Consider the following 21,372-nt stretch of genomic DNA (forward strand, 5'->3'; position numbering starts at 1 on the left):
TCGATTATTCCAACCTGAGCACAGCAAGGAAGGCTTCCTGTGGAATTTCCACGTTGCCGACCTGCTTCATGCGTTTCTTACCGGCCTTCTGTTTCTCCAACAGTTTGCGCTTACGGCTCACGTCGCCGCCGTAACACTTGGCCAGTACGTTCTTTCTGAGCGCCTTGACAGTGGTCCGGGCGATAATCTGTCCGCCAATGGCGGCCTGGATTGCCACATCGAACATCTGCCGAGGGATCAGCTCCTTCATCTTCTCGGTCAAAGCACGACCCTTGTAGGCCGCGTTGTCGCGGTGCACGATCAGCGCCAGGGCATCGACCTTGTCGCCGTTGATCAGCACGTCCAGCTTGACCAGGTTGGCCGACTGGTAACGCTCGAAATGGTAGTCCAGCGAGGCATAGCCACGGCTGGTGGATTTCAGGCGGTCGAAGAAGTCCAGCACCACTTCGTTCATCGGCAGGTCGTAGCGAACCTGAACCTGGCTGCCGAGGAACTGCATGTCGCGCTGCACGCCGCGCTTCTCGATGCACAGGGTAATGACGTTGCCCAGGTGCTCTTGAGGCACAAGAATAGTCGCCGATACGATCGGCTCGCGGAAGTCCTCGACGGATGAAACATCCGGAAGCTTCGACGGGTTGTCGACATAAATGGTTTCGCCGGTCTTCATGACCACTTCGAAGATCACGCTCGGGGCCGTGGTGATCAGGTCCAGGTCGTACTCGCGCTCCAGGCGCTCCTGGATGATTTCCATGTGCAGCATGCCCAGGAACCCGCAGCGGAAGCCGAAGCCCAGGGCGTCGGAGCTTTCGGGCAGGTACTGCAGCGACGAATCGTTGAGGGTCAGTTTCTGCAGGGCATCGCGGAAATCTTCGAAGTCTTCCGAGCTGACCGGGAACAGGCCGGCGTAGACCTGTGGCTGAATGCGTTTGAAACCGGGCAGCACAGGCACGTCAGGGGTGCTGCTCAAGGTCAGGGTGTCGCCGACCGGCGCACCGTGAATGTCCTTGATGCTGCCGATGATGAAGCCCACTTCGCCGGCCTTGAGGTCAGCGGTGGCCGTGTGCTTGGGGGTGAAGACGCCGACGCTGTCGACCAGGTGCACCTTGCCGGTGGACTTGACCAGAATCTTGTCGCCCTTCTTCACCCGGCCATGACGAACGCGCACCAGAGAGACGACGCCCAGGTAGTTGTCGAACCAGGAGTCGATGATCAGCGCCTGCAACGGCGCATCGATGTCACCGGTAGGCGCCGGAATGGTATGCACCAGGCGTTCGAGCACGTCGATCACGCCCATGCCGCTCTTGGCGCTGCACGCCACGGCGTCGGTGGCGTCGATGCCGATGATCTTCTCGATCTCGTCCTTGACCTTGTCCGGGTCGGCCTGGGGCAAGTCCATCTTGTTCAGCACCGGCATCACTTCCAGGCCCTGTTCGATGGCCGTGTAGCAGTTGGCCACGGACTGGGCTTCGACGCCCTGCCCGGCATCGACCACCAGCAGCGCGCCTTCGCAGGCCGCCAGCGAGCGGCTGACTTCGTAGGTGAAGTCGACGTGGCCTGGGGTGTCGATGAAGTTCAGCTGGTAGGTTTTGCCGTCCTGCGCCTTGTAGTGCAGGGTGACGCTGTGCGCCTTGATGGTGATCCCGCGCTCACGCTCCAGGTCCATGGAGTCCAGGACCTGGGCCTCCATTTCGCGGTCGGCCAGGCCACCGCACATCTGGATGAACCGATCGGCGAGGGTCGACTTGCCGTGATCGATGTGGGCGATGATGGAGAAATTGCGGATATGACTCAAATCACTCACGGGTCAACACTCAAAAAGGCTGCGGGCCGGACGCCCAACGAAAAATAGCCGGGAATTGTACCTGAATAACGTTCGGGTGTGGGAGCCGGTGGGTTACGGGTGGCAGTGCCGACGTCTTCGCGGGCAGAGTCCCGCTCCCACAGTTCATGCGATCACTCGGTTCCGTGTGGGAGCGGGTCTCTGCCCGCGAAGGCCACACCACCGATCACAAAAAAGGCGACCCGAAGGTCGCCTTTCGTTCACCTACCCCAAGCTTATTCAGCCAGCTTGAAGGTAATGAAGCTCGCCCGCCCCTGACGCAGCACGCGCATGGACACCGAACGGTTCTTCGGCAGGCCTTTGGCGATGTCGGCGAACTGCTTCGACGACTCGATGGCCTGGTTGTTCAGGTGGGTGATGACATCACCAGGCTGCAGGCCGATCAGTGCCGCCGGACCGTCCTGCACTTCCTTGATGACCACGCCGCCCTTGAGCTCCAGCGACTTCTTCTGCTCGGCAGTCAGTTCCGCGACCGACACGCCGAGGCGGTTGCTGCTGCGCTCGGTCTGGGCCTTGGCACCGGCATCCAGGTCCTGATCGTCATCGGGCATCGCGCCGACGGTGACGTCGATGGTGCGGCGCTTGCCTTCGCGGATCACTTCCAGACTCGCCTTCGCACCGGCCTTGAGACCGCCCACGAGATGCGGCAGGTCGGCCGACATGTCGATCGGCTGACCGTTCATGCTCAGGATCACGTCACCCACCTGCAAGCCACCCTTGGCGGCCGGGCCGTCTTCGAGCACCTGCGCGACCAGTGCGCCGGCCGGCTTGTCCAGACCGAACGACTCGGCCAGGTCCTTGTTGACCTCCTGAATGACCACACCCAACCAGCCGCGGCTGACCTTGCCGTCTTTCTTGAGCTGATCCGACACATCCAGGGCCACGTCGATCGGAATGGCGAAGGACAGGCCCATAAAGCCACCGGAGCGGGTGAAAATCTGCGAGTTGATACCCACCACTTCACCGTTCATGTTGAACAGCGGGCCGCCCGAGTTGCCTGGGTTGATGGCCACGTCGGTCTGGATGAACGGCACGTAGGCGTCGTTGGGCAAGGTACGACCCTTGGCGCTGACGATACCCTTGGTCACCGAATGGTCGAAGCCGAACGGCGAGCCGATGGCCAGCACCCATTCGCCCACTTTGAGTTTGGCGGAATCACCCAGCTTCACTGTGGGCAGGTTCTTGCCATCGATTTTCAGCAACGCCACGTCGGTCCGTGGATCGGTGCCGACCAGTTTGGCCTTGAGCTCGCTGCGGTCGGACAGACGCACGATGATTTCGTCGGCATCGGCGATCACGTGGTTGTTGGTCAGCACATAGCCGTCAGCCGAAACGATGAACCCCGAGCCCAGCGACTGCGCCTCGCGCTGCCGATCGCCCCGCTGCGGAGACCGTGGTCCGCCGCGCGGCATGTTGCGCTCGAAGAACTCGCGGAACATCGGCGGCAGACCTTCCAGGTCCGGCATCTGGCTGGCAGCCACACCGCGGTCCGGCAGTTTCTGCGTGGTACTGATGTTCACCACGGCGGGCGACGCCTGCTCGACCAGAGTCGTGAAATCAGGCAGCGCTTCAGCCTGGACGCTGGCGATCTGGCCCAGCATCAGCACTGCCGCGAACAGTGAAAGAAAGGGTTTGAAACGTGGTATCGACATACGGCTCCCGTTCGTAACGAGCGTGGTTGAGCATTAGGGTTGTGCAGCCGCTTAAGGCAAATTCAGCGCAGAGCGGAATCCATGCTTGACTGCGGCGCACGGCAGCGAACCTGTGACGACTGAAAAGGCTCGCCCCCGAAGCACTGACCTATAAGAAAAAATCCGGCGGTTTGCAACCCGCATGAAACAGGTTTCACGTTAACTCGCGGCGATTATCCAGGCATGAAGCGCCAGCAAGGGCCATGACCACGCCATGACGCACGCCCCCTTCAGCGTAGAACATGAACGTCCTGGCGCTGTATGGACAGGGCAATTCGCTCCGCTGTACCCAAGGGAATTTCACCCACCACGGTGATCATCATTTCGCCATCCGAAGACTTCAAGCGACGCGACACGGCTGCCGTCGGACCCAGCTGCACACGGGTATCACGCGCAGAGGCGCCGTTTAGCGGTTCGAGAAACACAGAGAAATGCGCAAGGCCGTCGGCGTACAGCAGGCTGGTCACATCGGCATTGCTGGCCGAAGATTTGCGCTGAGCGGTCTGCGCCAACTCGAAGCCGGCAGGTACCCATTTGGCCTGCCACGCAAGGGCATTGCCGGGGGCTGAACCGCTGCTCGCATGCAACACAGGCTTACAATTTAGCGTCGCCTTCAAGTCTGCAGGCGCAGGGGCTCCTGGCTGAAGTTGGGTGTACTGCAGACGTTCGAGCAGGCGCCCCTTGGCATCGATCAACAGGGATTTGAGCAACAGTCCCGTGTGCGCATCCAGGTGCATTTCGAAGGCGTAGCGATCACGATCACGCGGCACCATGGTCACGACCACAGCGTCGCGCCCGGCGACTCTCGAAGCACCGGCCACACGCAGTTGGTACCACGACATCAGCTTGAGCGGATCGAGGGTTGCGACAGCGCTGCTGGACACCTTGCCACCCCCGGACACCGGGCTGCCCGTCATGCAGGTCAGCCGACCGTCGGTCTGCACGCGCTCGGAGGCGACGCCGTCGAGCTTGAGCACACGGTCGTGCACCGCGCCGTTACCGGCGCGGTGCCATATCTGGTAGGTAGAAAAGTCACCGTCGCGTTCGTAGACGAACGTCCCCTGGAAATCCTGCGTACGCTCGGCTTGCGCCATTGCGTCCAGCCATTGGGCCGCATCGGGTGCGGCAATGGCCGGTGCGGCCAGGCCAAGTAGAATTGGCAGAAACAGGGCCACACGCATGATCGGGATTAACGGTTTTCCATGCTCGCGGAGCGGGCAGATGGCAGGGCAGTGTCGGAACCTTTGGCAGCGGCTTCTTGCGAATGCTGACGCAGGTAACCAGGCAGGCGCTGGTCGTTCAGACCTTCTTCGCCTTTGAGCACACCGCTGGCCATCGGACCGGGCGCGTCGGAGCTGTCCGGTGTGTAACCGGCCAGCACGGCTGGACCTTTTACCATCGGGGTCGACGGGGCTTGCTGGGCTGGCTGCTGCTGAGCGAGCTCCGATCCGGTGATGTCGTCCTGGTTGTACAGGCGAACACCGGCCAGCACGGCAACGGTCACCGATGCCGCAACGGCCAGACGACCAAGGCTGCGCCACGGGCCGCGAGCAGCCGGGGCTGGGGCGATGTCTTCGGCAATGGCTACCGACACCGCAGCCGACAGATCCAGACGCGGATCCAGAAGATCCTTGTGCATGACGGCACGAACGAGCTGGTAACGTGCCCAGGTGGCACGGACCTCAACATCGTCCAACGCGGTCAGTACCCGACGCAGTTCCAATTCGTCCGCTTCGTTATCCATCACTGCGGACAGCGATTCCTGCAGGGCTTCACGACTCATGGCGTTCCTCTCTTGGCTATCGCCGCTGTCTCAGGATTCCTGCAACAACGGCTGCAGGGCTTTGTCGATGGCTTCCCGGGCACGGAAAATCCGCGACCGCACGGTCCCCACCGGACACTGCATGACACTGGCAATGTCTTCGTAACTCAGACCATCGAACTCGCGCAGCGTCAGTGCCGTGCGCAGGTCTTCTGGCAGCTGCTGGATGGTTCGATGGACAGTGCCTTCGATCTCATCGCGCAGCAATGAACGTTCTGGAGACTCGAGGTCCTTGAGGCCATGATCGCCGTCATAGAACTCCGCATCTTCAGAACTTACGTCGCTGTCCGGTGGCCTGCGTCCGCGGGACACCAGATAGTTTTTCGCCGTGTTGATGGCGATACGGTACAGCCACGTATAGAACGCGCTGTCTCCGCGAAAGTTGCCCAATGCGCGGTAGGCCTTGATGAAAGCCTCCTGCGCCACGTCCTGGGCTTCATGGGTGTCGTGCACGAATCGCACGATCAACCCGAGAATCTTGTGCTGGTATTTCAGCACCAACAGATCGAAAGCTCGCCGATCACCGCGTTGTACACGCTCGACCAGCTGCTGATCCTCTTCCTGGGTTAGCATGAACACTCCTCATGGGTCCGGAAGGAGCGCTGCTCAGGCCATCGTTCAGGCTTGCAACCATAGACTCGGGCTATTCGCAAAAGTTCTCCCCTCCAGGCAAGTTTCCCCGCAGGCCCGGATCAAGCCTGCACGGAAAGCGCAGCTCGAACGTGCCGAGCTGCGCCGATAATCTTTTCACCGATGACAGCACCCGGACCTAGCCGGTGCGCTCGTTGTTCGGCATTGTTTCCTTCTTACGGGCAACCTTCTATTGATTGCAGGGATTCTAGGAAAGTTCCCACAAATACGAAGGTGAAGCCCTACACACAAAGGCCATGGATTCCTGGCACTGAAGTGGTTCAGCACCGACTACCTGCCCAAAGTGCCTGCCGCCATAGCGCAAGCCTCGATGTGGCTGCTATAAATGCCGCGCCATACCGGTGGGAAACGATTCCCTCGTGTGTCGAAGGTGCCGCTATTGTGCCGCTACCCCCTTGGATATACCAGCGGGATGTGCACAACGGGCGCGAACGGCGCGGTGGATGGCGACTCACGCGACATCACTTTCGGCATGCGGATGACCTTCGAATGGGCAAGCAACGGCAACACGATGTTCTGGTAATCGGTAGCGGAGCCGCGGGCTTGAGCCTTGCGCTGGCATTGCCCGCCACGCTGCGCATCGCGGTCATCAGCAAGGGCGGGCTCGGCGACGGCTCCACGCCGTGGGCCCAAGGCGGGGTCGCCGCCGTGCTTGCAGACTCCGACAGCGTGGAAGCTCACGTGCAGGACACCCTCGACGCCGGCGCCGGCCTGTGTAATGAAGAAGCGGTGCGCTTCACGGTGCAGCACAGCCGCGCGGCGATTCAGTGGCTGGTCGAGATGGGCGTGCCGTTCACCCGCGAGGATGATTCGGATCCGGAACATACCGGCTTCCCCTTCCACCTGACCCGTGAAGGTGGTCATAGCCAGCGCCGCATCATCCATGCGGCCGATGCGACCGGCGCGGCTCTGTTCGACACCTTGCTGGCCCAGGCACGTCTGCGTCCTAACATCGAGTTGCTGGAACAGTGCGCCGCGGTCGACCTGATCACCGAACGGCGCCTGGGTCGCACGGAGGATCGCTGCCTGGGCGCCTACGTGCTGGATCACCGCAGCGGTGAAGTGGACACCCATGGGGCGCGCTTCACCGTCCTGGCCACCGGCGGCGCTGCCAAGGTCTACCTCTATACCAGCAACCCCGACGGCGCCTGCGGCGATGGCATTGCCATGGCCTGGCGCGCAGGCTGTCGTGTGGCCAATCTGGAATTCAACCAGTTCCACCCCACCTGCCTGTACCACCCCCAGGCCAAGAGTTTCCTGATCACCGAGGCGCTGCGCGGTGAAGGCGCCCTGCTCACGCTGGCCAATGGCGAACGTTTCATGCCGCGCTTCGATCCGCGCGCAGAGCTGGCACCACGCGATATCGTCGCGCGCGCCATCGACCACGAGATGAAGCGCACGGGCGCCGAATGCGTGTACCTGGACATCAGCCACAAGCCGGCGGACTTCGTGCGCAGTCACTTCCCGACGGTGCACCAGCGTTGCCTGGCATTCGGCATCGATATCACCTGCCAGCGCATTCCCGTGGTACCCGCAGCGCACTACACCTGCGGCGGCGTGCTGGTCGATGAGCATGGCTGCACCGACGTCCCCCACCTGTATGCCATTGGCGAGACCAGCTCCACCGGCCTGCACGGCGCCAATCGCATGGCCAGCAACTCGTTGCTCGAGTGCATGGTCTATGCGCGTTCGGCCGCCGAGCACATCGTCGCGCAACTGGACCAGACCCAAGCGCCTGGGCCGTTGCCGCAGTGGGACGCGAGCCAGGTGACCGATTCGGACGAAGACGTGATCATCGCCCACAACTGGGACGAGCTGCGGCGCTTCATGTGGGACTACGTGGGCATCGTGCGCACCACCAAACGCTTGCAGCGCGCCCAGCATCGAGTGCGCCTGCTGCTCGACGAGATCGACGAGTTCTACAGCAACTACCAGGTCAGCCGCGACCTGATCGAACTGCGCAATCTGGCACAGGTGGCCGAGCTGATGATCGCGTCGGCCATGCAGCGCAAGGAAAGCCGCGGCCTGCATTACACGCTGGACTATCCGGACCTGCTGCCGCAGGCACAGGACACTATCCTGCAGCCGCCCACCTTCGCCGGCTGAACTTGAGGCGCAGACGCAGGCGACGGTGAGTGTCTGCGTCCAGGCCGTCGGGCAGCACGCAGGCGCTGCGCACGCGGCGCTGGCCTGCCAGGCGGAAGCGCAGAATGACCACCTGCGGCAGTGCCATGCTGTCCGGACGCAGTTGCACCGCCTGCCAGCCATCGGCCTCGCTCCACACCGACCAGCCACTGCGATCGCGACGCAGACCGGTGACGGCCTGGGGGTGGGCGAGTAACACCTCTCGCGGCAGCACATAAAGCCCATGCGCAATGCACAGCACCCCGGCCGCCAGGTGCACGAGCACCGGCGCCTCCATCAAGCCGTTCGCCAGGCAGGCGGCGGCCTGCGCCAGTGCGTAGAGCGCCAGCAGCCGTCGTGAAGGCTGCCAGTGGCATTCGAAGCGGTTACTTGGGCTGGACACGGTCCAGGATCATCCGGACCATGCGCTGCAACTCGGGGTCCTGCGACTCGTTGCGCTCCATGAACCAGCCGAACATGTCCTGATCTTCACATTCGAGCAGGCGCACATAGAGGTCGCGATCCACCTGATTCAAGTGGGGATAGACTTCCTTGACGAAAGGCACCAGCAACACGTCCAGCTCCAGCATGCCGCGGCGGCTGTGCCAGTAAAGCCGGTTGAGTTCAACGTTTTCGACCATGGGGGGCTCCTTGAATAGGCGCGCAGTATACAGAGGCGCCGGTGGGGTGTCAGGGCGGCGGGGATAGCATTCCCCCGGTGCGGGGCTCTATGATGATGTCCATTCTTTTCAACTCAGCGATGACCCATGTCCGATACCGCTATGTTCTGCACCCTGGCCCACGAGGGCGTCCTGGCCGTTCGCGGCTCGGACGCCAGCAAGTTCCTCCAGGGCCAGCTGACCTGCAACCTCAACTATCTGGACGAGCACACCGCCAGCCTCGGTGCGCGCTGCACCCAGAAAGGCCGCATGCAGTCCAGCTTCCGCATCCTGTTGCAAGGCGATGGCTGCGTGCTGGCCATGGCCCGCGGCCTGCTCGAAGCGCAGTTGGCCGACCTGAAAAAGTACGCCGTGTTCTCCAAGTCCAAGTTGACCGACGAAAGCGACGCCTGGGTGCGTTTCGGCGTACAGCATGGCGATGGCGCTCTGACTGCCCTGGGCCTGCAACTGCCCCTGGAAACCGATGCGGTGGTGCGCCACGGCGCGCTGATCGCGGTACGGGTATCGCCCGCCCGGGCCGAGCTGTGGGCGCCTGCCGAGCAAGCGGAAAATCTGGCCGCGCGGCTGGGTGAACAATTGGCTCAGGGCTCGCTCGACGAGTGGCTGCTGGGGCAGATCCGCGCCGGTATCGGTCAGGTACTGGAACCGACCCGCGAGCTGTTCATCCCGCAGATGCTCAACCTGCAGGCCGTGGGCGGTGTGAGCTTCAAGAAGGGTTGCTACACCGGCCAGGAAATCGTCGCGCGCATGCAGTACCTGGGCAAGCTCAAGCGCCGTCTCTACCACGTCCAACTGGCTGGCTCGACACAACCGGAGCCTGGGACCGGATTGTTCTCGCCGGTGCACGGCAGCGCCATCGGCGAGATCGCCCTGGCCGCACCGACGGCCGACGGCTACGAGGCCCTGGCGGTCCTTCAAGACAACGCCGTCGAAGATGGTCGCATCCACCTGGGTAGCCTGGAAGGTCCGGCGCTGGAACTTCTCACCCTGCCCTATACACTTGATCGAGACCGAGAAATCCAGCGCTAGCAGCGCCTTACGTAGGTCCTGCGCACCCTTCCCCGCTATGCCGAGGCGCCGAATGAACCAACTGGCAGACACAGTACAACGCGATTTGCTGGCCGCCATCGAGCGTGACGACCTGGTACTGCCGACCATGCCGGAAGTGGCTCTGAAAATTCGCGAAGCGGCGGAAGACGACAACGTCAGCGTCAATCAGCTCAGCCAGGTCATCGCCCAGGATGCGGCGCTTTCGGCGCGCCTGCTCAAGGTGGTCAACAGCCCGCTGCTGCGGGCCAGCTTCGAAGTGACCGACGTGAACACGGCGATCAAGCGACTGGGTGTGAACTACAGCAGCAACCTCGCCATCGGCCTGGTCATCGAGCAGATTTTCCACGCCCGCGCCCGTGCCGTGCAGGGGCGCATGCGCGAGGCCTGGCGTACCAGTCTGGAAGTGGCCGGCATGTGCACCGAACTGGCGCGGCGCTTCACTTCGCTCAAGCCCGACCGCGCCGCCCTCGCCGGCCTGGTTCACCAGATCGGCGTACTGCCGATCCTGACCTACGCCCAGGAGCACAACGAGCTGCTCTCGGACCCTGTCTGCCTCAACCACGTCATCGAGCACATCCATCCACAGATTGGCGACCGGATCCTGCACAAATGGGACTTCCCGGCGATGCTGGCGCAGGTGCCCGGCCAGTTCCTGGATCTGAACCGAGACAACACGGAAACCGATTACGGCGACCTGGTGATGATCGCCACCCTGCTGCGCCTGCCGCACAACACCGGCCTGCCGACCCTGGTCGAACACCCGGCGTATCGACGCCTGGAGATCAAGCAGAGCCCGGTACTGCTGGCCAGCGACTTGATGCACGCGCAGACGCTGCTCAGCTAGAGCGGAAAGTCCACGCGCACTTTCAAACCGCCTCGGGCGCCATCGTGCAGGCTGATCCGCGCCATGTGGGCGCGACAGATTTCGCCGACGATCGCCAGGCCCAGCCCGGTACCGGCGCTGTGCGGGTTGCGCCGATAGAAACGCTCGAACACGCGATCGCGTTCATCTGCCGGAATACCCGGCCCGTCGTCCTCCACTTCGAGGATGCCGGGGGCCAGCACGCGCAGGATGACGTTGCCGCCAGCCGGGGTATGGGCCAGGGCGTTGTCCACCAGGTTGCTGAGCAATTCGTTGAGCAACGTCGGCTCGCCGCGCAGCCAGATCGGCTGATCGGCCTCCAATGCCAGAGCCACCCCCCGGCCATGGGCCAGGGGCGCCATGGCCATGCCCAGTTCGCGCGCCAGCTGGCTCAGGTCCAGACGCTGAGCGCCACCTTCGGCAATGGCCCGGGCGCCGTTCTCGACCCTGGCCAGGGACAGCAACTGGTTGGCCAGGTGGGTCAGCTTGTCGGTGCCCTGCACCGCTTCCTGCAACGTGGTCCGCCAGACCTCCGGCTGTTCGGCACGCAGGCCCAGTTCGACGCGCGCCTTGAGTGCCGCCAGGGGCGTGCGCAACTCATGGGCGGCATCGGCGATGAACTGCGCTTGCCGCTCGAACTGAACGCGCAGGCGTTCGGTGAAATGGTTGAGCGCCTGCACCAGAGGCCACAGCTCGCGCTGAACTTCCACCAGCGGCAAGGGGCGCAGGTCATCGGGCTGACGGTCCTCGACTTCGTCGCGCAGGCGCTCCAATGGCCGCAACGCCGCGCTGACCGTGATCCACACCAGCAGCAACGCGCCGATCCCCAACATGCCCAGGCGCAACAGGGTGTCGGCCATCAGGCTGCGAGCCATGGAGACGCGCGCCTCTTCGGTCTCGGCCACGCGAATCTCGGCCATGCCGATCATGTTTGGCTCGCTGACGGCCTTGAGCAGGCTGACCACGCGCACGTCCTGGCCCAGGTAGCGACCGCTGTAGAAGGTGGCCAGGGCCGGATAATCGTCCGTGCGCGGCGTGCCCTTGGGCGGCGCCGGCAGGTTTTCGTAGCCGGAGATCAGTTTGTGGTCGATGTCGTTGACCTGGTAATAGATACGCCCGGCACTGTCGTAGGCGAAGGTATCCAGCGCCACGTAGGGCACGTCTGCGCTGAGTGTGCCATCGCGCTGGGACAGCCCGGCGGCGATGGTACGCGCCGACGCCAGCAGGGTCCGATCATAGGCCGTATCGGCCGCCTCCCGACCGTTCCAATAGGCACTCAGGCCGCTTGCCAGCATGAGGAAGACCAGCAGCATCGCGAGGTTCCACAGCAACCGCCAACGCAGGCTGCTGACCTCACGCATCGCGGCTTTCCAACAGATAGCCGAGACCTCGGAAGGTGACGATGGCGATCGGCTGCTTGTCGAGTTTCTTGCGCAGGCGGTGCACGTAGATCTCGATGGCATCGGCACTGGCTTCTTCGTCCAGGCCGAACACCTGGGCCGCCAACTGCTCCTTGCTCATCACCCGCCCTGGCCGGGCGATCAGCGCTTCGAGCACCGCCTGCTCGCGGGAGGTCAGGGTCAGCAACTCCTTGCCCAGGGTGAAGCGGCGCGTGTCCAGGTCGTAGGCCAGCGGACCGCAGCGCTGCTGCCGCTCTCCTCCAAGCACGGTGCGCCGCAGCAGCGCCTTGACCCGGGCTTCGAGTTCGGTGAGCTCGAACGGCTTGGCCAGGTAGTCGTCGGCGCCCAGGTTCAGACCATGAACGCGGTCCTTGACGTCGCTGCGCGCGGTGAGCATCAACACCGGCAGGTTCTTGCCCCGCGCCCGCAGGCGCGCCAGTACCTCGAAACCATCGAGCCTGGGCAGGCCGACATCCAATATGGCGGCAGCGTATTCCTCGCTGGCCAGGGCCAGGTCCGCGGCCACGCCGTCGTGCAGCACATCGACGGTCAGGCCGGTGGCCTTCAGCGCCTGGGCGACACTTTCGGCCAACTGCAGGTGATCTTCTACAAGCAGGACACGCATCGGTATTCCTCACGGCCAATCTTTTTCAGGTCGAGATGATGCCGCCGCAGTCCGGTGTTGGCTGCCACCGAAACCTTGCGCGAACGGCTCATCAAGCGCTTTATGGGCCCGAGTTTACAGGCCCGCGACGCGCTGTGAAGCAGTCTTGGCAGATTGAAAGCCACTGAAAGCTTGGTGAAAGGTTCGCAACATATGGTTTCAGCAAGGCGGGTACCCAGAGACCTGCCACGCAAACGTCACCGTACGTTTTCGATAACAAGAACAACAATGGAGAAACACCCATGATCCGCGCCATGCGTCCGCTTGCCCTGGCTGTCAGCTGCCTGTTCATCAGTGCCCCGCTGCTCGCCCAGGAAGAACCCAAACGTCCTGAATGCATTGCCCCAGCCTCGCCTGGCGGTGGCTTCGATTTGACCTGCAAACTCGCTCAAAGCGCGCTGGTCAACGAGAAACTGCTGTCCAAGCCCATGCGTGTGACCTACATGCCTGGCGGCGTCGGTGCCGTGGCCTACAACGCCGTGGTGGCCCAGCGTCCGGCCGATGCGGGAACCCTGGTGGCCTGGTCCAGCGGCTCGTTGCTGAACCTGGCTCAAGGCAAGTTCGGTCGTTTCGACGAAAGCGCCGTGCGCTGGCTGGCGGCGGTCGGTACCAGCTATGGTGCCATCGCGGTCAAGAACGACTCGCCTTACAAGACCCTGGATGACCTGGTCAAGGCGCTCAAGGCCGACCCGAGCAAGGTGGTGATCGGCTCCGGCGGCACCGTCGGCAGCCAGGACTGGATGCAGACCGCGCTGATCGCCAAGGCCGCCGGGATCAACCCGCGCGACCTGCGCTACGTGGCCCTGGAAGGTGGCGGCGAAATCGCCACGGCCCTGCTCGGCGGCCACATCCAGGTCGGCAGCACCGACATCTCCGACTCCATGCCGCACATCCTCAGCGGCGACATGCGGCTGCTCGCGGTGTTCTCCGACAAGCGCCTGGACGAGCCGGAAATGAAGGACATCCCGACCGCCAAGGAACAGGGCTACGACATTGTCTGGCCGGTGGTGCGCGGCTTCTACCTCGGGCCGAAAGTGACCGACGCGGAATACGACTGGTGGAAAGCGGCGTTCGACAAGTTGCTGGCGTCCGAAGAGTTCGCCAAGCTGCGTGACCAGCGCGAGCTGTTCCCGTTCGCCATGACCGGGCCGGAGCTGGATACCTACGTGAAGAAACAGGTGGCCGAGTACAAGACCCTGGCCAAGGAATTCGGGCTGGTTCAGTAATCGGGCTGGGGCTGTGTGATGCCCATTCGCGGGCAGAGACCCGCTCCCACAGGCGTACATATCTTGAACCCCTGTGGGAGCGGGTCTCTGCCCGCGAAGGCTTTGTCCCTGATACCACCACCTTCACTCTTCACGAAGGAACATGACCATGATCATGATCGTTCAACGGCTTTTCGCCCTGCTGTTGCTGCTCGTCTGTGCCGGTCTGGCGCTGATGGCCTGGCCGTATCAGGCGCCCTTTTCCTATGAGCCGGTCGGCCCGCGTGCCTACCCGCTGCTGATGCTCGGCCTGATGAGCCTGGCGCTGCTCTACCTGGTGTTTCGCCCTACCCCGATCGTGCACAGCGAGGAAGAACCGCCGCTGGATCGCCCGACCTTGAAGAAGATCGCCATGTGCATCGGCCTGCTGCTGGTGTTCGCCGGGTTGTTCGAGCCGCTGGGCTTCATTCTCAGCAGCGTGCTGATCGGCATCCCGATGGCCCTGCTGTATGGCGGCCGTGCGGTGCCCAGCGTGATCATCATCACCGTGATGAGCATCGGCCTGTACGTGCTTTTCGACAAAGTCATGGACGTGCCGCTGCCCCTGGGTCTGCTCAGCGTTCTGGAGAACTGACATGGATACTCTTGGCTACCTGGGTCAGGGCTTCGGCGTTGCACTGACCCCCTACAACCTCGTCACCGCCCTGTCGGGCACCCTGATCGGCACCGTGGTCGGCCTGCTGCCGGGCCTGGGGCCGATCAACGGCGTGGCCCTGCTGATCCCGATCGCCTTCGCCCTGGGCCTGCCGCCGGAATCGGCGCTGATCCTGCTGGCGGCGGTGTACCTGGGCTGCGAATACGGCGGCCGTATCAGCTCGATCCTGCTGAACATTCCCGGCGAAGCCTCGACCGTGATGACCACCCTGGACGGCTACCCGATGGCCCGTCAGGGCCTGGCCGGCGTGGCGCTCTCGCTGTCCGCCTGGAGCTCGTTCATCGGTGCGTTCATCGCCACCTGCGGCATGGTCATGTTTGCCCCGATCCTGGCCAAATGGGCAATCGCGTTCGGTCCGGCGGAGTACTTCGTACTGATGGTGTTCGCCATCGTCTGCCTGGGTGGCATGGCCGGTGACCGGCCGCTGAAGACCTTCATCGCGGCGTTGATCGGCCTGTTCCTGTCCAGTGTCGGCATCGACGCCAACAGCGGCGTGTACCGCTTCACCGGCGACAACATCCACTTGGCCGACGGCATTCAGTTCGTCGTGCTGGTGCTGGGCCTGTTCTCGATCAGCGAGATCCTCCTGCTGCTGGAAAAGACTCACCATGGCAGCGTCGCCGTCACCGCCACCGGTCGCATGATGTTCAACCTCAAGGAGGCCGCTTCGGTGTTCTGGGTGAACATCCGCTGCGGCGTGCTGGGCTTCATCATGGGCGTACTGCCCGGTGCCGGTGCGACCTTGGCCAGCGCCGTGGCCTATACCACCGAGAAACGCCTGGCCGGTGCCAACGGCAAGTTCGGCCAAGGTGACAAGCGCGGCCTGGCCGCCCCGGAAACCGCCATCGGCGCCACCGCCTGTGGCGCTCTGGTGCCGATGCTGACCCTGGGCGTACCGGGTTCGGGCACCACCGCGGTGATGATCGGCGCGCTGTCGCTGTACAACATCACGCCCGGCCCACTGTTGTTCCAACAGCAGCCGGACATCGTCTGGGGCCTGATCGCTTCGCTGTTCATCGCCAACATCATGCTGGTGATCCTGAACATCCCGATGATCCGCATCTTCACCAAGATCCTCGCCGTGCCAAACTGGGCACTGGTGCCGGTGATCGCCATCATCACCGGGATCGGCGTCTACGCCGTGCACGCGACGACCTTCGACCTGTTCCTGATGATCGGCATCGGAATCTTCGGCTACATCCTGCGCAAGCTGGACTTTCCGCTGTCGCCGGTCCTGCTCGGGTTCATCCTGGGTGGCCTGATGGAGCAGAACCTGCGCCGCGCATTGTCGATCTCCAACGGTGAGCTGCAGATTCTCTGGGGCAGCCCGATCACCGCCGGTGTCTGGGTCCTGACCGTGCTGATGCTGCTGTTGCCCGTGGTTCGCATCTGGCGCAAACGTGCCGCCCTGCGTCGTGCCGCTGCCGATGTTTGATCGGTTTCTGCACAGCTGGTGGGGTACACCCTTCGTTGGTCTGGCTGGCGGTTACCTCGCCAGCCTGATCGGTTGGCCACTGCCTTGGATGATCGGCTCGTTGCTGGCGATCATCCTGGTGCGCTGCCTGACACCTTGGCAACTGGCGGAAATACCCAACGGCCGCAAGCTCGGCCAATGGATCGTCGGCATAGGGATTGGCCTGCACTTCACGCCGTTGGTGATGGAACAGGTAGCGGGCCATTTCGGCCCGATTTTTTTTGGTGCGCTGATCACCAGCGTGTCCAGTGCCGTAGGCGTGTGGCTGATGCTGCGCACCGGTGAAGACCGGCCCACGGCTTTCTTTTCAAGCATGCCGGGCGGTTCCGGCGAGATGGTCAACCTGGGCGCGCGCAACGGCGCCGACCTCAGCCGCGTCGCGGCCGGGCAGAGCCTGCGGGTTCTGGCGGTGGTGCTGTGCGTGCCGGCGCTGTTCAAGTTCCTGCTCGGCGAAGGCACGCCGATCAGCCACGAGGGCGCCGTCGACTGGGCCTGGCTGGCGCTGATTTTCCCGCTCGCAGGCCTGGCCGCCTGGATCTGGCAACGCCTGGACCAGCCCAACCCCTGGCTGTTCGGCCCCCTGCTGGTGAGTGCCGCCATGAGCGTGAGTTTCGACTTGCACATCGGCCTGCCCGATGGCGGCAGCCAGATCGGCCAGTGGCTGATCGGCAGCGGCCTGGGCTGCCACTTCAACCGAGCGTTCTTCCGTCGAGCACCATCGTTCCTGGCTCGCACGCTGGTCAGCACCGCCCTGACCATGGCCATCGCCGCGGGCTGCGCGCTGGCCTTGAGCGCCCTGACCCGTCTGGACCTGCGCTCGCTGACCCTGGGCATGATGCCCGGCGGCATCGCCGAGATGAGCCTGACCGCCGAGGTGCTGCAACTGTCGGTCCCGCTGGTGACGGCGATGCAGGTGATGCGGCTGCTGTTCGTGCTGTTTCTGGCCGAGCCGCTGTTTCGCCAGTGGCAGAAACGTCGACCGGTGTCCTAGGGCAGGCGCCAGTCGATGGGGGTCAGGCCGTTCTGCTCCAGGAACTTGTTGGCGCGGCTGAAATGGCCGTTGCCGATGAAGCCCTTGTGCGCCGACAACGGCGACGGGTGCACGGACGTCAGCACCAGGTGCTTGCTGTTGTCGATCAGCTTCTGCTTGCTCTGCGCATGGGCGCCCCAGAGCATGAAGACCACGCTGGATTGATGCTCGCTGACCACTTCGATGATGCGGTCGGTGAACGGCTGCCAGCCTTTCTTGGCGTGGGAGGCGGCATTCGCCCGCTCCACCGTCATGGTGGTGTTGAGCAGCAAGACACCCTGCTCCGCCCAGCTTTGCAGATAGCCATGCTTGGGAATGTCGATGTTAAGGTCGCGCTTGAGCTCTTTGTAGATGTTCACCAGCGACGGCGGCGTGGGAATGCCCGGCTGCACCGAAAAGCACAGGCCATGGGCCTGGCCAGGACCGTGGTAGGGATCCTGACCGAGGATGACGACTTTCACCTGATCCAGCGGCGTGGTGTTCAGTGCGTTGAAAATCATTGGCCCGGGCGGATAGATCTCCTTGCCTTGCGCATGCTCTTCGCGCAGAAATTCGCGCAACTGCGCCATGTAGGGCTTGTCGAATTCCTCACGCAGTGCAGCTTTCCAGCTAGGCTCGAGTTTGATGCGGTCGTCTGTACTCATTTATCACCAGAAATCAGTAGGCAGCAGAAATCAGTGGGCGGACGGTAGGAAAGCGAACCCGGAAAGTCAAATCCAGACACAATCGTGCACTGCAACCCTACGTTGGCCATTTGCGGTCTTCGTCCCCCCGCCACCGCCCTTTCGATGCGAGGTCAGGATGGATTTGAATTTCGAAGAACTCAGCGCCGGCAATGGCGCACGTATCGGCGTCGTCTCCCTGAATGCGGAGAAGACGCTCAATGCTCTGACCTTGCCGATGCTCGAAGCGCTCGCGGGAAAATTCGATGCCTGGGCGCAGGACAATCGCGTGGTGTGCGTCGTGCTGCGCGGTGAGGGCGAAAAAGCCTTCTGCGCCGGTGGCGATGTGCGCAGCCTGGTCCAGGCCTGTCGCGCCCACCCCGGCGAAGTGCCTGACCTGGCCGCGCGCTTCTTCGCTGCCGAATACCGCTTCGACTACCGCCTGCACACCTACCCCAAGCCGGTGATCTGCTGGGGCCACGGCTATGTACTGGGCGGCGGCATGGGCCTGCTGCAGGCCTCGAGCACCCGCATCGTCACGCCCAGCAGCCGCCTGGCCATGCCGGAGATCACCATCGGCCTGTACCCGGACGTCGGTGCCAGCACGTTCCTGTCACGCATGCCGGGCAAGCTCGGCCTGTTCCTGGGCCTGACCGGCGCGCAAATCAACGCGCGGGACGCTCTGGACCTGGACCTGGCCGACCGCTGCCTGCGCGATGACCAATACGAAGACTTGCTCGACGGCCTGCTGCAGCTCAACTGGCAGGAGCAGACCGCCATGCAGTTGAACAGCCTGCTCAAGGCCCTCGAACACGATGCGCGCGACACGGTGCCCGCCGCGCAATGGCTACCGCGCCGCGCGGCCATTGACGCGCAACTGGACGTCAGCGACGCGCCAGCGGCCTGGCACGCGCTGGTGCAATGGCAGCAGCATGACGACCCGTTGCTGGCCAAGGCCGCCGGCAACCTGGCCAAAGGCTGCCCACTGACGGCCCATCTGATCTGGGCGCAACTGGCCCGCGCCCGGCACTTGTCGCTGGCCCAGGTGTTCCAGATGGAATACAGCCTGAGCCTGAACTGCTGCCGCCATCCCGAATTCAGCGAAGGCGTACGCGCTCGTCTGATCGACAAGGACAACCAACCGCACTGGCACTGGCCTGACGTCGACCATGTGCCGCAGGCGGTGGTCGAGGCACATTTCGGCAAGGTCTGGGAGGGCCGTCACCCGCTCGCGGACCTGTGCGACTACTGAAGTCGATCTGCCCGTGACAACGAAAAACGGCGCCCCTGAGGGCGCCGTTGCAGGCTAGTGCCGACCGCCGCGGCCGGGGCCCCGACCAGGACCCCGGTCCGGACCTCGACCGCGGTTCCAATCCTGACCGTAATGTCGGGGTGGGCCGTCACGCCACCTGGCATCGGGACCGCGGCCTGGCCCGAATCCAGGCCGGTAGTTCGGCGGCGGTGGACCGAAGTAGCGCGGCGGCGGCACCGCGTAGTAACGAGGCGCGGAGTAGTAACGCGGTCCCTCGTAGTACCGTGGCGCCGGTGTCACGTAGTAACCGCTGCTGTAGGGCTGGCTGTACGGGTAGTAGCCAGCACGCGGCGCGCTGTCCACGGAATAGACTTCGGTGCGGTAGTAACCTCCCCCTCCATAGGGCACACAGGCACTTGTCGACAAGGCCAATACCACGATCAAAAGAGCTCTAAGGGACATAAGCGGCCTCCTGGACCGCGAGAGGGATCGAACCAGCACGACTGGTCGGTACCCGGAACAACGGTTCTGGGCATAACTCAGACACCCGGAAAGATACTGCATTTCACTCGGCAATAAATTGATACAAAGCCTCATGCGCGGGTGCCCGCCGACGTCATTCGCCGCCGTGTCCCATGCTGCCGTAGAATGCAGACACTCATCGCTGCATGGATCGCCCATGACCACCCCTGCTTCACTCGCCAGCTACCTCTGCCCAGCCTGCGGAAGCCGCAACGGCTGCACCCTGGCCGATGCAAAGACCGCCGCCCAGCCCTGCTGGTGCTACTCGGTGAGCATCGACCCCGCGGTACTGCAGGCCTTGCCCGAGCACCTGCGCAATGCCGCCTGCCTGTGCCCGCGCTGCGCTCAAGTGAGTGAGCAACTGTCTGCATCGAGGGCGTAACGCCGCCATGCGCCTGGACCGATTTCTTTCCAATCTCGAACGTTTCAACCGAAAACAGGTGCGCCTGGCCCTGATCGCAGGGCGCATCCAGGTCGACGGCCGCGTGGTACGCGACCCGCTGCACGCCGTCACCGAATTCAGCGAAGTCCGCCTCGACGAGGAATTGCTGCAGGCTGGCCATCCCGCCCGCTACCTGATGCTGCACAAACCACCCGGCTGCGTCAGCGCCACCCAGGACCCGCAGCACCGCACTGTCCTTGACCTGATCGAAGTGCCGGACAAGGATAAACTGCACATTGCCGGTCGACTGGACTTCAACACCACCGGGCTGATGATCCTGACCAACGACGGGCAATGGTCACGCCGCCTCACTCAACCGACCACCAAGCTGCCCAAGGTCTACCGGGTTGAAACCGAGCAACTCATCGAACCCCATTACATCGAAACCTTCGCGCAAGGCATCTACTTCGCCTTCGAAGACCTCACCACCCTCCCCGCCCACCTCGACATCCTCGGCCCGCGCCTTGCGCGCCTGAGCATCGTCGAAGGGCGCTACCATCAGGTGAAGCGGATGTTCGGTCACTTCCAGAACAAGGTGGTCCGGCTCCATCGCGAACGCATGGGCGAACTGGTGCTCGACGAAAGCCTGCAACCCGGCCAATACCGCAGCCTGAGCGTGGAGGAAATCGGTCTGGTTTGAGGGTGATCGAGCAGAGAAACGAAAATTAGCGCTTCAAATTGCAGGGCGCTTCTGGTACAAAGTCAGCCGCCCGGAGCAGGTGTCGAAAGACGCATCGCACCGAGGTGGCCAAGCTGGCAACCAGGTTCGCAATGAACGGCCGGCGGCACGGAAACAACGCGTCATGCGGGTATAGTTTAGTGGCAAAACGAAAGCTTCCCAAGCTTTAGTTGAGGGTTCGATTCCCTCTACCCGCTCCATCTCACACGCACCTCAAAGCCACGTATTCCCTGGCCTCCAAGCCTTTTTGCACATTTGATAATTCGCCTTTCTGTACCCCCGGCGCGTTAGCCGGCAAGCCTCCCATGCATCCACGACCTCGACCTAACATCCATAAATGTGGTGAGTAAAAGCAATGGATCGCCCCCCCTGCAGCTTGCTTTGCATCTGGCCTTATGTAAGCCCAGTGAAGATCTGCTTTGACTACAGCGCTGGATCAACACCTACACGGCTAGCTCGGCTAAGGTCTTTGACTTCAAACAGGCCGATGGAATGACCGAGTCACCGTACGTTACCAACCGCGAGACCCTACTCGAAGGCAAATACGGCACCGCCCATCTGCTCCAACAGTTCATCCTCCATCAATACGATGCTTCTAGGTACTCAT

Annotated in this window: 20 protein-coding genes and 1 tRNA gene; 11 read left to right on the forward strand and 10 right to left on the reverse strand. The window is 63.1% G+C overall.

The window, feature by feature from the left end; genetic code table 11:
* Nucleotides 1-4: 4 nt before the first annotated feature.
* The 5 genes from lepA to rpoE all read right to left on the reverse strand — a co-directional run bounded on the left by lepA (nucleotide 5) and on the right by rpoE (nucleotide 5,926).
* Nucleotides 5-1,801, reverse strand: coding sequence for a translation elongation factor 4 (lepA, locus tag ABMD26_RS05880; RefSeq protein WP_049860724.1), 1,797 nt, complete (start codon nucleotides 1,799-1,801; stop codon nucleotides 5-7).
* Between the two features lie 254 nt (nucleotides 1,802-2,055).
* Nucleotides 2,056-3,441: a DegQ family serine endoprotease gene (locus ABMD26_RS05885; RefSeq protein ID WP_236690508.1), complete on the reverse strand. Its 1,386-nt coding sequence runs from the start codon at nucleotides 3,439-3,441 to the stop codon at nucleotides 2,056-2,058.
* A 320-nt stretch (nucleotides 3,442-3,761) separates the two neighbouring features.
* Complete coding sequence (locus ABMD26_RS05890; protein WP_354308574.1) at nucleotides 3,762-4,712, reverse strand: MucB/RseB C-terminal domain-containing protein; 951 nt, start codon at nucleotides 4,710-4,712, stop codon at nucleotides 3,762-3,764.
* Between the two features lie 8 nt (nucleotides 4,713-4,720).
* Nucleotides 4,721-5,314, reverse strand: coding sequence for a sigma-E factor negative regulatory protein (locus tag ABMD26_RS05895; RefSeq protein ID WP_354308576.1), 594 nt, complete (start codon nucleotides 5,312-5,314; stop codon nucleotides 4,721-4,723).
* Between the two features lie 30 nt (nucleotides 5,315-5,344).
* On the reverse strand, nucleotides 5,345-5,926 hold the full coding sequence (gene rpoE / locus ABMD26_RS05900; RefSeq protein WP_011535354.1) for an RNA polymerase sigma factor RpoE/AlgU: 582 nt from the start codon (nucleotides 5,924-5,926) through the stop codon (nucleotides 5,345-5,347).
* A 567-nt stretch (nucleotides 5,927-6,493) separates the two neighbouring features.
* Here rpoE and nadB point away from each other — a divergent pair.
* Nucleotides 6,494-8,110, forward strand: coding sequence for an L-aspartate oxidase (gene nadB / locus ABMD26_RS05905; protein ID WP_354308579.1), 1,617 nt, complete (start codon nucleotides 6,494-6,496; stop codon nucleotides 8,108-8,110).
* On the opposite strand, the gene ABMD26_RS05910 is transcribed toward nadB, so the two are convergent.
* Both ABMD26_RS05910 and ABMD26_RS05915 read right to left on the reverse strand, forming a co-directional pair.
* Nucleotides 8,079-8,531, reverse strand: a complete 453-nt coding sequence (locus tag ABMD26_RS05910) for a protein YgfX (RefSeq protein WP_354308581.1) — start codon at nucleotides 8,529-8,531, stop codon at nucleotides 8,079-8,081. The genes nadB and ABMD26_RS05910 overlap by 32 nt on opposite strands.
* Nucleotides 8,515-8,769 (reverse strand): FAD assembly factor SdhE, encoded by a 255-nt coding sequence (locus tag ABMD26_RS05915; protein WP_043187050.1) that lies wholly within the window; start codon nucleotides 8,767-8,769, stop codon nucleotides 8,515-8,517. The genes ABMD26_RS05910 and ABMD26_RS05915 overlap by 17 nt, the downstream gene beginning before the upstream one ends.
* 126 nt (nucleotides 8,770-8,895) lie before the next feature.
* On the opposite strand from ABMD26_RS05915, the gene ygfZ reads away from it, so the two are divergent.
* Together ygfZ and ABMD26_RS05925 are read left to right on the forward strand one after the other, a co-directional pair.
* Nucleotides 8,896-9,837 carry a CAF17-like 4Fe-4S cluster assembly/insertion protein YgfZ gene (gene ygfZ, locus ABMD26_RS05920; protein ID WP_134722602.1) on the forward strand — a complete coding sequence of 314 codons (942 nt, stop codon included), beginning with the start codon at nucleotides 8,896-8,898 and terminating at the stop codon, nucleotides 9,835-9,837.
* 52 nt (nucleotides 9,838-9,889) lie between these two features.
* Nucleotides 9,890-10,702, forward strand: a complete 813-nt coding sequence (locus tag ABMD26_RS05925; protein WP_122741545.1) for an HDOD domain-containing protein — start codon at nucleotides 9,890-9,892, stop codon at nucleotides 10,700-10,702.
* Here ABMD26_RS05925 and tctE read toward each other — a convergent pair.
* Nucleotides 10,699-12,081 (reverse strand): two-component system sensor histidine kinase TctE, encoded by a 1,383-nt coding sequence (tctE, locus tag ABMD26_RS05930; RefSeq protein WP_122741544.1) that lies wholly within the window; start codon nucleotides 12,079-12,081, stop codon nucleotides 10,699-10,701. The two genes, ABMD26_RS05925 and tctE, sit on opposite strands and share 4 nt — an antisense overlap.
* Entirely contained in the window at nucleotides 12,074-12,745 is a 672-nt protein-coding gene (gene tctD, locus ABMD26_RS05935) for a two-component system response regulator TctD (RefSeq protein ID WP_049860714.1), read from the reverse strand. Before tctD ends, tctE begins: the two co-directional genes overlap by 8 nt.
* 281 nt (nucleotides 12,746-13,026) lie before the next feature.
* On the opposite strand from tctD, the gene ABMD26_RS05940 reads away from it, so the two are divergent.
* The 4 genes from ABMD26_RS05940 (at nucleotide 13,027) to ABMD26_RS05955 (ending at nucleotide 17,169) form a co-directional block, all read left to right on the forward strand.
* A complete protein-coding gene (locus ABMD26_RS05940) occupies nucleotides 13,027-14,010 on the forward strand; it encodes a Bug family tripartite tricarboxylate transporter substrate binding protein (RefSeq protein ID WP_049860713.1) in 984 nt (327 codons plus the stop codon).
* Between the two features lie 154 nt (nucleotides 14,011-14,164).
* Nucleotides 14,165-14,623 (forward strand): tripartite tricarboxylate transporter TctB family protein, encoded by a 459-nt coding sequence (locus ABMD26_RS05945; protein ID WP_134722620.1) that lies wholly within the window; start codon nucleotides 14,165-14,167, stop codon nucleotides 14,621-14,623.
* 1 nt (nucleotide 14,624) lies between these two features.
* Nucleotides 14,625-16,139, forward strand: a complete 1,515-nt coding sequence (locus tag ABMD26_RS05950) for a tripartite tricarboxylate transporter permease (RefSeq protein ID WP_049860712.1) — start codon at nucleotides 14,625-14,627, stop codon at nucleotides 16,137-16,139.
* Nucleotides 16,132-17,169: an AbrB family transcriptional regulator gene (locus ABMD26_RS05955; protein WP_134722599.1), complete on the forward strand. Its 1,038-nt coding sequence runs from the start codon at nucleotides 16,132-16,134 to the stop codon at nucleotides 17,167-17,169. Before ABMD26_RS05950 ends, ABMD26_RS05955 begins: the two co-directional genes overlap by 8 nt.
* On the opposite strand, the gene ung is transcribed toward ABMD26_RS05955, so the two are convergent.
* Nucleotides 17,166-17,852, reverse strand: a complete 687-nt coding sequence (gene ung / locus ABMD26_RS05960; protein WP_056845130.1) for a uracil-DNA glycosylase — start codon at nucleotides 17,850-17,852, stop codon at nucleotides 17,166-17,168. The genes ABMD26_RS05955 and ung overlap by 4 nt on opposite strands.
* A gap of 157 nt (nucleotides 17,853-18,009) precedes the next feature.
* On the opposite strand from ung, the gene dspII reads away from it, so the two are divergent.
* From dspII to ABMD26_RS05980, 4 genes are all read left to right on the forward strand, one after another.
* Complete coding sequence (gene dspII / locus ABMD26_RS05965) at nucleotides 18,010-19,122, forward strand: enoyl-CoA hydratase/isomerase DspII (RefSeq protein WP_134722598.1); 1,113 nt, start codon at nucleotides 18,010-18,012, stop codon at nucleotides 19,120-19,122.
* Nucleotides 19,123-19,801: 679 nt separating this feature from the next.
* The gene (locus ABMD26_RS05970; RefSeq protein WP_134722597.1) at nucleotides 19,802-20,026 is read left to right on the forward strand and encodes a cysteine-rich CWC family protein; all 225 of its coding nucleotides are present in this window, start codon (nucleotides 19,802-19,804) and stop codon (nucleotides 20,024-20,026) included.
* 7 nt (nucleotides 20,027-20,033) lie between these two features.
* Nucleotides 20,034-20,726 (forward strand): pseudouridine synthase, encoded by a 693-nt coding sequence (locus ABMD26_RS05975; protein WP_354308587.1) that lies wholly within the window; start codon nucleotides 20,034-20,036, stop codon nucleotides 20,724-20,726.
* Nucleotides 20,727-20,891: 165 nt separating this feature from the next.
* Nucleotides 20,892-20,965 (forward strand) — tRNA-Gly (locus ABMD26_RS05980).
* The last annotated feature ends 407 nt before the right edge of the window (nucleotides 20,966-21,372 follow it).

The sequence above is a fragment of the Pseudomonas sp. PvP001 genome (assembly GCF_040546375.1).
Lineage (GTDB): Bacteria > Pseudomonadota > Gammaproteobacteria > Pseudomonadales > Pseudomonadaceae > Aquipseudomonas > Aquipseudomonas coleopterorum.